At 41.4% G+C, this 11,836-nt stretch carries 7 protein-coding genes; all 7 read right to left on the bottom strand.

Annotated elements, in window-relative coordinates; translation table 11 throughout:
* Positions 1–54: 54 nt before the first annotated feature.
* The 7 genes from BLQ05_RS01405 to BLQ05_RS01370 all read right to left on the bottom strand — a co-directional run bounded on the left by BLQ05_RS01405 (position 55) and on the right by BLQ05_RS01370 (position 11,408).
* On the bottom strand, positions 55–1,104 hold the full coding sequence (locus BLQ05_RS01405; RefSeq protein WP_023575354.1) for a DUF6340 family protein: 1,050 nt from the start codon (positions 1,102–1,104) through the stop codon (positions 55–57).
* Between the two features lie 72 nt (positions 1,105–1,176).
* A complete protein-coding gene (locus BLQ05_RS01400) occupies positions 1,177–1,563 on the bottom strand; it encodes a group III truncated hemoglobin (RefSeq protein ID WP_023575353.1) in 387 nt (128 codons plus the stop codon).
* 105 nt (positions 1,564–1,668) lie between these two features.
* Positions 1,669–2,250: a DUF4136 domain-containing protein gene (locus BLQ05_RS01395; RefSeq protein ID WP_023575352.1), complete on the bottom strand. Its 582-nt coding sequence runs from the start codon at positions 2,248–2,250 to the stop codon at positions 1,669–1,671.
* Positions 2,251–2,330: 80 nt separating this feature from the next.
* Positions 2,331–4,313, bottom strand: a complete 1,983-nt coding sequence (locus BLQ05_RS01390) for a urocanate hydratase (protein ID WP_023575351.1) — start codon at positions 4,311–4,313, stop codon at positions 2,331–2,333.
* 300 nt (positions 4,314–4,613) lie between these two features.
* Positions 4,614–4,793 carry a C1orf53 family protein gene (locus BLQ05_RS01385; RefSeq protein WP_023575350.1) on the bottom strand — a complete coding sequence of 60 codons (180 nt, stop codon included), beginning with the start codon at positions 4,791–4,793 and terminating at the stop codon, positions 4,614–4,616.
* 351 nt (positions 4,794–5,144) lie between these two features.
* Positions 5,145–6,560 carry a hypothetical protein gene (locus BLQ05_RS01375; RefSeq protein WP_051365711.1) on the bottom strand — a complete coding sequence of 472 codons (1,416 nt, stop codon included), beginning with the start codon at positions 6,558–6,560 and terminating at the stop codon, positions 5,145–5,147.
* A 162-nt stretch (positions 6,561–6,722) separates the two neighbouring features.
* Positions 6,723–11,408, bottom strand: coding sequence for a T9SS sorting signal type C domain-containing protein (locus BLQ05_RS01370; RefSeq protein WP_035653845.1), 4,686 nt, complete (start codon positions 11,406–11,408; stop codon positions 6,723–6,725).
* Positions 11,409–11,836 lie beyond the last annotated feature (428 nt).

Raw genomic sequence — 11,836 nt, 5'->3', positions numbered from 1 at the left:
TGATGAGATTACAACGATTTTAGCAATGTATCAATGTTACATTTACCTTAAAACTTAGTTGTTTTCCGCTTCGAGTTGCTTTTTTTTGGAGATTCTGTTTTTTAATACGTTGAGGTAGCGTAAGGCTGTTTTATCCCCGTAATCGCTGTACGATTTTGAAGCCCAGTCAACCGCAACTTCCAGATTTCCGTTGATTTCATTGATGATGGCCATGTTGTAACACGCTCTTCCTGCAATTTTCGGATCGGAATTGTTGACTTCTTTTGCCCATAGTTCGGCAGCACCATCCCAGTTTCCGGTTTGTGCCCTGCGTTTTCCGATTTCAAAATTGGGTGTTCCTTTTACATAATAATCCCGCGAAACCCTGATTTTGTAAGGAAGGGTTTTTAAGGCGTAATCGGCACCCAAACGATTGCTTAATTGCAGTACATTTTGTTTTCTCCCCATGACCGCTTCTACGGCCGTTACCGGATTAATGCCTCTTCCAACAGAGGTGACTACATTGTTTGACCCTATTTCGTCTACGATACTTTTATTTTTCACATCGTAAATGCGCCATCCGTTTTTGATTAATGTGGTAACCGTGGCCTGATGCTCGATTACAGGGATTTTGATTCCGATAACATTTGCTTTTTCCACGGTTGCGGTTTTGTAATCGATTTTGGTGTCGGTGTCGTAAAACGACAATTCGAAAATGTAATCCAATAGGTGCTGTTTGGATATTTTACCCACAGTTTCCCAAGGTAATGGGGCAGGGAAGACACTTAAACCCACACTTTTTAAATCGGATTCCTCTACAATTTTCACCACGGAAAAACCATTGTTTTTGGTCAGCTCGTTTTGCAATCCCAAGACCAACTCGTTAGCACCTTCTTTGTCAAGATCTTTTCCTTCAACGGATAAAATCTTATCAATGGCATCGATGGCTTCGTTTTGTTTGGAAGGCAGACTTCGGTTGATGATGCCAACTGTTTTTCCTTGGGACGGAATATAAATGGGAGCCGGTTCCGTAACGCTTAAAGTTAACAGATTTGTGGAACTGCACGAGAAAAGCAATCCGGACAGTAAAGCTGTCAGAAATAGTTTAGTATGGTTTTTTGCCATGAGTATCAATAGTTTAATTAGTATTCAAATGTAAACTATTTGCAAAATAATCAAAATAATAAAAGCAAATTTCTATGTTAAAGGTTTTTGATTGGCATTTCGGAAATATTCAATTTTATAGTTGAACATTTCTGCCATTTTTCCGGCGCGCCATTTGGCTTCGTCTGCAATCGGGCCTGCAAATTGTTCGTCGATGTTTTTGGTGAAGATTTCCATCCAGCGGTCAAAATGCTCTTTGTTGATGGGTAATTGAGCGTGTGGCGGAAACGGACTTCCGGAATAGGCATGAACATCCAATAAAACCGTTTGCCAAAAACCGTACATTTTTTCCAGATGCATTTCCCATCGGTCCTGAATTTTCTCATTGAAAATGGGTCCGATGAATTCGTCTTTTTGCACTTTGGCATAAAAAGAGTTCACCATTTGTTCGATATCGTCGCGATTTTGAATGTCTTGCATTTGTTTTTATTTGAGGTAAAAGTAAGTCACAGAAAGGACTGAAAATATGATAAATGTTAGTTTGTAAAAAAGACCGTCCGCAGACAGTCTTTTACTATTGAATGATTATTTTTTCTCAGGAGGGAACTGCACTAGGATTTTAGCGACAAATTCATTGATGCGCTCCTCTTTTTTTTCACGGCTTTGCTCGAGGTAACCACTACCTTTTCCCTGCCAGATCAATTCTTTTTTCTTGGCGTCAATTAAATCGATGTACAAGGTTCCTTCCGTAGAGGTGGTGACGTAATTGCGACCTCCCCACATGTAGGGATTCCAACCCCAGCCCCAGCCGTAACCCCATCCGGCACTGTATTGGTTTACATCCACACGTTCTCTTTCTTTGGTGAAGATGTTTACCAGTAAGTCCGGGGTTTCACTTTTGGTGTAGCCTTTTTTAGTCATTTCAGCATCGATGGCACGAAGGATTCTTTTTTTATCCAAATCGGAAATTTCGGCTTTATCGATACCGCTTTTCTGAAAAGCATAGGTCTTATACTGACTGAAATCGACATTGTTGTCGTAATCAGCGTCTACTCTTACCGAGCTGCAGGCTCCAAGAACGAAAAGGAGCGTTAACGAAAGCAGTTGAATTGTTTTACTCACAATTCTAAAATTGCTTTTTTTGAGTTCGTGAATCTTTGATTTCATATTTTAAAGGTTTCAGGTTTCGAGTGATCGTGTTTCAAGTCAGAAATTTCGTGGAACAACCCGAAACCTGAAACCTGAAACTAATTATTCAATAAGGCATCATCCACTAAATTAGGGAGGGTGACTTTTAATAACGGTTGTGACTCCATAGCGCGTTTTATAGCGAAAATGGCCCCTTCATTTCTGGCCCAGCTTCTGCGGGAAATTCCGTTGTTTACATCCCAGAAAAGCATTGATTCTAAGCGTTTTGAAGCCTCTTTACTACCATCAAGAACCATACCAAAACCACCGTTAATTACCTCACCCCATCCAACGCCGCCGCCATTGTGAATGGAAACCCAGGTAGCACCTCGGAAACTGTCGCCGATTACGTTATGAATGGCCATGTCAGCCGTAAAACGGGAGCCGTCATAGATGTTGGAGGTTTCGCGGTAAGGAGAATCGGTACCGGAAACATCGTGATGATCGCGTCCTAATACCACATAGCCGATTTCACCTCGGGCAATCGCTTGATTGAAGGCTTCGGCAATTTTGGTTCTTCCTTCGGCATCGGCATATAGGATTCGGGCTTGTGAACCCACTACTAATTTGTTTTCCTGTGCGCCTTTAATCCACTGGATGTTATCGGCCATTTGCTGTTGGATTTCTTCTGGTGAATTTTTCATCATTTCCTCCAGTACATCACAGGCAATTTTGTCGGTTTTGGCTAAATCTTCCGGTTTCCCTGAAGCGCAAACCCAACGGAAAGGTCCGAAACCGTAGTCGAAACACATTGGTCCCATAATGTCCTGCACGTAGGATGGGTATTTGAAATCGATATGATTTGCCGCCATAACGTCAGCTCCGGCGCGGGACGCTTCCAATAAGAACGCATTCCCGTAGTCGAAGAAATAAGTGCCTTTTGCGGTGTGTTTGTTAATCGCATCCGCATGACGACGCAATGTTTTTTGTACTTCCGATTTGAATTTTTCCGGATTGTTGGCCATCATTTCGTTGGATTCCTCAAAAGTGAATCCGATAGGGTAGTAACCGCCCGCCCATGGATTGTGCAGTGATGTCTGATCGGAACCCAAATCGATGTGCAAACCCTCCTGATCGAAGCGCTCCCAAACATCAACTATGTTTCCAAGATAGGCGATGGACACGATTTCTTTGTTATCCAATGCTTTTCGGACTCTGGCTACCAACAGCGTAATGTCTTCCACGATTTCGTGAATCCAGCCCTGTTCGTGGCGGATTTTGGTGATTTTCGGGTTCACTTCGGCGCAAACGGTTACGCAGCCGGCAATGGTTCCTGCTTTTGGCTGTGCCCCGCTCATTCCGCCCAAACCAGAGGTTACGAATAAACCACCGCTTGGATTTTTCATAATTTTTCGGAAGCCGTTCAGTACCGTGATGGTAGTTCCGTGTACGATACCTTGCGGGCCGATGTACATGTAACTTCCGGCGGTCATTTGCCCGTATTGTGTTACTCCTAAGGCGTTGAATTTCTCCCAGTCGTCCGGTTTGGAGTAGTTGGGAATCATCATTCCGTTGGTAACTACCACTCTTGGTGCTTCTTTGTGGGAAGGGAATAATCCCATTGGGTGACCGGAATACATGACCAACGTTTGTTCTTCGGTCATTTCCGATAAATATTTCATGGTTAACAGGTATTGTGCCCAGTTGCTGAACACGGCTCCGTTGCCGCCATAGGTAATTAATTCATGTGGGTGTTGAGCCACGGCATAATCCAGGTTGTTCTGAATCATCAGCATGATGGCTTTTGCCTGTTCGCTTTTTCCGGGGTATTCAGAAATTGGGCGGGCGTACATGCGGTACTCCGGACGAAGGCGGTACATGTAAATTCGGCCGTATTTTTCTAATTCTTCTTTGAATTCGGGAATCAGTTCGGCGTGGTGTTTGGGTTCGAAGTAACGAAGGGCGTTGCGAAGGGCCAGTTTTTTTTCGTCTTCGGATAGTATTTCTTTACGCTTTGGTGCGTGATTTATGGTAGTGTCGTAAGGTTTTGGTTGTGGTAAAACCGATGGAATTCCTTGTTGTATTTGATCTTGAAAAGTCATTTTTGTTGAGTTGCTAAGGTTCTGAGTTACTACGGCGCTGTGTTTTTCGAAACACGGAAGTACTAAGAACTATTGTTTTGTTTAAGGTTTCTTATTGATTTATCTTTCGGTAAGTTCATTATGAAACCTAGGGATATCGGATATCCGACCTGTGGTAGGACTTGTGAATTTTGATTCTGTATTTTTGAAAATGAATGTCCATTTTTTAGTTGTGTGTTGTTTTTTTAGCCGGACTGCGTTAGGGATAGGAGCAAAGTACCTTGTACTTGCGTATAGCCCGACCCGTAGGGGAACGCCCAACTATTTTTTAGTAATTCCCCCTGTTTTTTTGTTAAATCCGTAAGGGCAATGACGACAGCCGCTTTTGCAGCAATACCCTCTTTTTAAATGGTATTTTTCGGTGAAACATTTGTAGCCTTCCGGTGTATAATAGAAATCTTCCCCCTCTTTTAAATTATTCGGGTCTAATGTGTTATTCATAATCACAAATTTAGGAACTTTACACGTAATGATTGTACTCGTATTCAAATTTTTAACGCCAAAGGGATTTCGTGGGATAACGCTGTTTCCTTTTATACTTTTAACCCATAAGGAGGATAGGGGAGATTTGGTTGTAATTAACCATGAAAAAATCCATATCCGACAACAGTTGGAGCTTTTAATCGTGCCTTTTTTTTTGTGGTACGGGATGGAGTTTCTGATCCGATGGCTACAGTTTAAGAATCGTTTTGTGGCCTACCGGAATATCAGTTTTGAAAGGGAAGCCTATGCCAACGAAAAAGACCTTCACTATTTAAAGCAAAGGTCTTTTTGGAATTTTTTGAAGTATGTTTAGTTTTGCGCTTCTTCTTTTTTGATTTCTTTAGTTTTTAAGCTGGTTTCTTTTATAGCATTTGGACCGACAGGGAATCTTAAATTTTCAAAGTGTGAGGTTATATTTCCGTTTGCATCTTTTGCATCTGCTCTTGTCGCTACAATCTGCCATGAGAAAGTTACATTGCTGTTTCCGTTTTGTAATTCTTTTACTGTAAATCCTTCTGCGGATTTATCGGTCACGAAAACACCATTACAGTCTCCTTCTAGTTGGATAAACACTTTTAACGGGTGATTAGCATCTACCAATATGTTTTTGGACAGAATCTTATCTAATTTAATAGTAGCAATACCGTTTTGTAAGTTGCCGATACCATAGTCTTGGAAAAGAACTTCGGGCGCTTCCGGGGCAAACATGATTCTCGGTTTGTTGTCTGCGTCTGGGACTATGGTGGAAACCACTCCGTTACCTAAAATTTTGTAGTTTGTACCGCCATTTGCATTGGCGTTATTGTTGTGGTTGTAGTTTACTCCAACATAAGCATAATTCGTGCTGGAATTAGCAAATGAAGAAAAGTACCCACCGTATAGTGTTCTTGCAGGTGAAATTTCTTTACCTGCTAATCTAGCCGTAGCACTGCTGTTGGCAGTTGTAGCATTGTTATCACTGTCAAGGGTGAAACCACCTGCATGGTTGCCATCATGTGCGTCATTATTTGGAGAACCATTACCAGTGCTACCATAAACTCCGATGCTGTTTGTGCCTGAGCCCGCAATACCCGCACCATTAGTTGGATATATACCGCCCAAGCCATTAGTTGCCCCAATAACGGCAGTACCTGTTGCGTGAGCATTTCTACCCCATACGGCATTGGCAACGTTATGGTTTGCTGTTCCGGCAATAGCATCATTTGTTCCAGACGCTGCAACTGTAAGTTGCGATGTTGTGGTTCCAACGGAATTAATTCCCATAGTGCCGGTACTTAAAATTCTGGCTCTTTCGGTTCCGTTTGTATGAAAGCGTATGTCTTGAGCGTCAGTGGTTCCGATAAAGTTTGTGCCGGCAGTGGTTCCGCTATTCCCGGTTAATGACCAATCCAAACCTCCCGGTGAGCCCGCGAATGCAATCCATTTGGCTCCGTTCCAATAATATAAACCAGGTCCAACATTGTTTGGAGTTGTACCAGCTGTTGCGGTGTTGTAAACTACTGTGCCGGCTGTAATGGCTCCACCTTGTGGGTTTACAACTGGAGCTTGTAGTATGGTTGATGTTAAAGCAACTCTTGGTGCAACAAATCCAAAATTAGTTGTCACAGTTGGATTTAAGTCTAAGGCACCAGCAGGAGTGGTAGTACCGATACCCACTTGTGCATAACTTTCGTTTGCTAGGAACGGTATTGTTATTATAATCAACGATTTAATGAAATTTCTCATAATTTAACAATTTATGGCTTTTATGTTTTTTTAAGTGGGCAAATTTATGCCTTTTTATTTCATCTGCAACCGTTACTAAGAAAAAGTTATTAAATCATCAAATAATAAAAAAAAGCCCTGATTTATCAGGGCTTTTGAGTAATTTCATTGAGTTACAATCGGTTAGTAGATAACCTTTTTTGTAATCACGGTATTGTTTTCTAAAGTTACTTTTACAATTAAAGTGGAATTTGTTGGGTTGAGCGTGTTGGCAGTAAATTCGTTTGCATTTACTTTTTTGGCATCCGCTAATAGTCGACCCAAAACATCATAAACAATTACTTCTTTGATTGGCTCCAATGTGGAATTTACTCTTAGTTTATCATTAGCATAGACTACAACCGAATTTTCAATTACGGAATTATCATTGTTACCTAATGTGTTTTCCGTATAGCGAAGCACAAAGCGATTGTCAAATGTGCCAACTGCAGCAGTGAAGCTGTAAGGTGCTGATTTCAAATTGTGTATCAGGTTCAGCGATTTGTCTTCCAGATAAATATTTGAATTGTTGAATTCTGCATCAAAATGATCAATACCGATGGTATAATTTCCTTGAACAGTTGCTTTGAAGCCCAGAGGGACAATATCTTCCTGAACAAAAGGCCATGGTCTTCCCTGAATGGTAAGTTTTTTGTCGGCACCTAAAGAGTAGAATTTCACGACATTTCCTGCTAACGCTTCACCGTCAAAACCACGATCCCAATTTAAGGTAGCTCCTTCGGCATAACCTACTAAGATTTGACTGAAACCACCATTGTTGTTGGAAAGATTTAACCACAAACGTTGACTTTGAAAACCATTAGCGTCGTCCGTATCATTTGATTCTCTGTAGAAATTGTTGTTAGCATTCGCAACGCGCATACTGTTGTTAAAGGTTACATTACCATTGGCTTCCGCACTGATGAAGAAAGATTGCCCTGTTCCGATAAAATGTGTTGGCATGGTTCCACCAGTTGTAGCAGTTGCTGTAGCTCCTAATGAATTCACTGTAGCGTAATCATTAACGGTGTAATTATAAACGTAATTTCCGTAGAATGGGTCTGGTTCTGCATTGGATGGAAGTGTATTGTGCGTCCACAAGTACACAGTTCCGTCAACAACCGGTATGTTTGCCGGATTGTTTAAGAAACTCACAATGTTAATGGCAGATGGGTATGGATTTCCTATTAAGTTCCATTCGTCATCGGCATCCGTTACTACAGTTGATCCACCACTTGGTGTTGTGCTTCCAATGTTGGCATTGGTCCCCATACCTATTGGCATTGTTATAGGGCCATTGTTAGGTGTTCCTGTGAAGTTTACCGTATAGGTTTGTTTGGTTCCTGTTGAAGGGAATGTTATAGGGGCACGAGCAATTACTCCAAAAGTTGGATTCATTACTGTTGCTGTTCCTATTTGAGTCCAGGTTCCACTACCATTAGCAACTGTAGGAGTATACCTGTAAATCTTGTTGGTTGCTGAAGTTAAGTTACCAACGGTAAATCCTGAAGCAGCAGTAACCGGAGAATTCCAATAAGTGTAATCCAAAAGATACATTGGTTGTGAGGTTCTCTTAATATGAGCCGTACCAGAGTTTGCAACATTATTGATCTGAACCAAACTTCCTGTATTCTCAATAATCATATCCCCACCAGCTGCGATAGAAACAGCATTGGTTACGGTAATAGTATTGGCAGGATTAACCGTAAGAGTTGCTCCGCTTTGAATGTTTAAGCTGCAAGCTACTGCAGGAGCACCTCCTGAAATGATTGGTTTGTTAACGGTGTTTGGAATTAAAATACCTTCACTAGCAACTGGAACTCCAGCTGGGGTCCAGTTTGCGGCCGTATTCCAGTTTGTTCCCGCAGAACCATTCCAAGTTTTGTTGGCTGATACGGTAACTGTTGTCTGGTCGGTTTCTTTTAGTGTTGTACCATTACATAAAGTATACGTTATTTGAGCCGTGTAGGTCGTAGTAGCTGTAGGGCAAACACTAAGGGTTGGTGTGGTTCCAATAACTGGACCGGTAGCGGTTGGTCCTTCAAACCATTCCAACGTTGTAATTGAGGCTCCAGATGGCGTAAATCTCCAAGCTTCACCTGTTGCAGGTAAAACAGTCCAATCCGCATCAAGACTGTTTCTTCCCGGTGCTACTGTTGCTGATGTTCCTGCAGCGTTTTGAAGTCCTACTATGGCATTTCCTCCATTCCAAGTGCCATCTACTCTTTTCTCTTTGATGTATACTTCAATGATATTTGTGTTTTCGTATAAAACCATCATTCCGGTGTATAATAAACTATTGTTGCTAAACATTGGAACATTGCTCCAAGAAGCCACCAAAGCTCTACATCCTGAATTTAACGTGATTAATTCCCATCCAACTTCACCACCTACACTTGGGTCGATGTCATGATACACTCCATAAATAGAGTTGGCAAATAAAGCCCCCGTTGTACTTGGTAAGTTATTGCTGAACGAATATCCAGATGATGTACTTGCTTTTGTCATGTCGAAAGTCAGAACTCCATTGGAGCCAATCACACATTGGTTGTATGAGTTTCCGTAAAAACAGAAATTGAATGGTAAGGTGATAGGAGCCGACCAGGTGTCGTCAATGTTAACACTTACTGGATTCGTTAAACAACTAAACTGATAAGGCGGGTTATATGGAATTGAGGATACAGTATATGAAGTTGTATTTCCTAATTGTAAATACGTTGCTTCTAGATCAACACAGCTTCCAGAAGCACAAGTAATTGGTGCTGGATCTGCGCCGCTTAAACCTAGACCACCTGAGACTACATTAGGGCAACCTAAAGTGGATGTTCCTGTGCCAGGACCTGCAATACAAGGTGTGTTTGTGGTGATACAAAGATCAAATGTAGTTGTTTGGCCAGCTGTACTTGTGTATGAATATACTTGGATATAGTAGGTGTTTCCAATAGTTAAGCCGGTTATGGAGCTGCTGTTTGGGTCTGAGCAAAGTAAAGCGGTTCCTAAGCTTCCACATCCTGGAGCGGCACTATAAACTGCGTGATATAAGTCGGTGGTACTGCCAGCAACGTTTAAAAGTTGGATGTTGTGAGAGTTTGAAAGTGCTACAAAACTATACCATACATCATCATCAGCAGTTCCGGAACAACCGTTAACGCCTGAACTGGTAGCCCAAAAAATTGAACCTGGAGTTGTTGTTGTACAGGATAAATCAGGGTTAGCGGTAACGGCAGTTGCTGTAGTACAGTTATCGTTTGCTGGAGGAGGAGGAGGTGTACCTATGCAAATATCAAAGGTAGAGTTTTGTCCTGTAGTGGAAGTCCATGAATATATTCTTACATAATAGGTTGTGCCAATAGTTAAGCCGGAAATAACACTGTTATTTGGATCGGAACAGATTAAAGGAGTTCCTAAGCTGCCACAACCAGATGCGCCGCTATAAACAGCATGATATAAGTCAGTAGTGCTACCAGAAACATTCAAAAGATCGATAGAATGTGCTGTAGCAGTTGCTACAAATCGGTACCATACGTCGTCGTCTGCATTGCCGCCACAAGTGTTTGCGCCAGAGCTGGTAGCTAAAGCGATTGTGCCAGAAGTTGTGGATCCGCAGTTTAAATCTGGATTAACTGTTAAAACTATGGCGCCTGTACAGTTGTCATTTGCGGGTGGAACAGGTGCACTACATGAAGTACATGTGATTGTTGTTGTTCCTCCTGTAGATGCAGTCCCACAAGCAGCATTGGTGTTGTAATGAATATAATATGTTCCAGTTGCTGAAGGTGTATACGATAAAGGAGAATTACCACTTGTAACTATTGGACCATTAGACGTTCCTTGATGGATTGTAATATACCCTCCTATTGAATTTGCAAACTGATAAGTACTACCCGCAAGCATATTGTTTATTTGGTTATATTCACTTTGATATTGAATTGTGGTTATCGTTACAGCCACATTATTTGTAGGGGCATTAATACCTCCGGAAGGATATTGTGTTGTATTGGTACAACCGGGAGGTGGGGGTGTGGTTACACACATGGTAAAAGTGCCTTGGCCACTTCCGCTTGCTGCACTGTGGACTCTTACATAATAAGTGCTTCCTGCAGTCAAACCTGTTAAAGTGGTTGTTTCTGTTCCAGCGGCATTTCCATTAACACAACCTGAAATTGATGTTAGTGATGCCTGACCGCAGGTTCCACTATATGCTTCCAGAATCGCATTCACCAAGGTGCCGGGTGTTACGGAAACAGTATGGGATGAGCTTGTGGCAACAAAACTATACCAAACATCGTCATCCGCTGTTCCTGTACAACCGGTCATGGATTGCGTAGCATTGACTGTAGTTCCAGCTGTAGTTGAGGTGCAAGTTGTGCTTGGGTTGACTGTTAAAGCGGTAGCAACCTCACAATTGTCGTTTGCTACTGTAGAAATACAAACACTACTTGGGGTAAGGTTGTTGTTGGTAAGATTGGTTATCTTTAAAAAATAATTGCCGGTTGCTAACGTGGTATTGATTGTTTCTGTTTGAGCGCCAGATGTCGTAACTTCATTAGAGCAAACAACTTGAGTTGGTGAACCACATGTTCCGGAAACAACCTGTAACATAATGTTTCTCGATCCAGCGGTAACAGAAATGGTTACGTTAGTGGGGCCAGATGGGATTGAAAAGGAATACCATCCTTGTCGACCGTAAGTGCCTCCCGAATTACAACCGCTGGCACTTACTAGTGGGCTTCCTTCAGCGCCACTTCCTAAGGCTACAATTGATCCGTCACAGCTGTTGAGCGGCAATGCTTCCGCAGTTGCGCAAGTTGCTCCCTGAGCAAAACTCATTTGAACTGATAACAGTAAAAAAACAGCTAAAAAAAAGAAAAGAGATGGCCCTTTTTTTAGCCTGCCTAATTTCGATTTTTCAGAACAAGCGTATTGAGAAACAGCTGTGTTTTTTTTGGGGTTAGAGTAATTTTTTTTCACAATAAAATGGCTTTTAGTTTTATATATAACAGTTTGTTAGTTAGTGCTTGTAAATTAATAATTTATCGATATAATGTAAATTTTAATCGTTAAATAACTGCATAAATCGTTAAAGTGTATTAAATAATCGATGAAATGCATATTCTAAGTTTCTGATTGTAAAAAAATCACAATTTGTTAACTTTTTTAGATTTATAATGTGTAAAGAATTTTTGCGTTGTTAAAAAATGTTTTTTTTGGTGTTTTTTGGTGTAAAAATTAATTTAGGATTGAATGTTCGGAAAGCG

The sequence above is a fragment of the Flavobacterium saliperosum genome (assembly GCF_900100625.1).
Taxonomy (GTDB): Bacteria; Bacteroidota; Bacteroidia; order Flavobacteriales; family Flavobacteriaceae; genus Flavobacterium; species Flavobacterium saliperosum.
The sequence above is the reverse complement of the archived record's forward strand: the minus strand, read 5'-3'. Positions and strand labels throughout refer to the sequence as shown.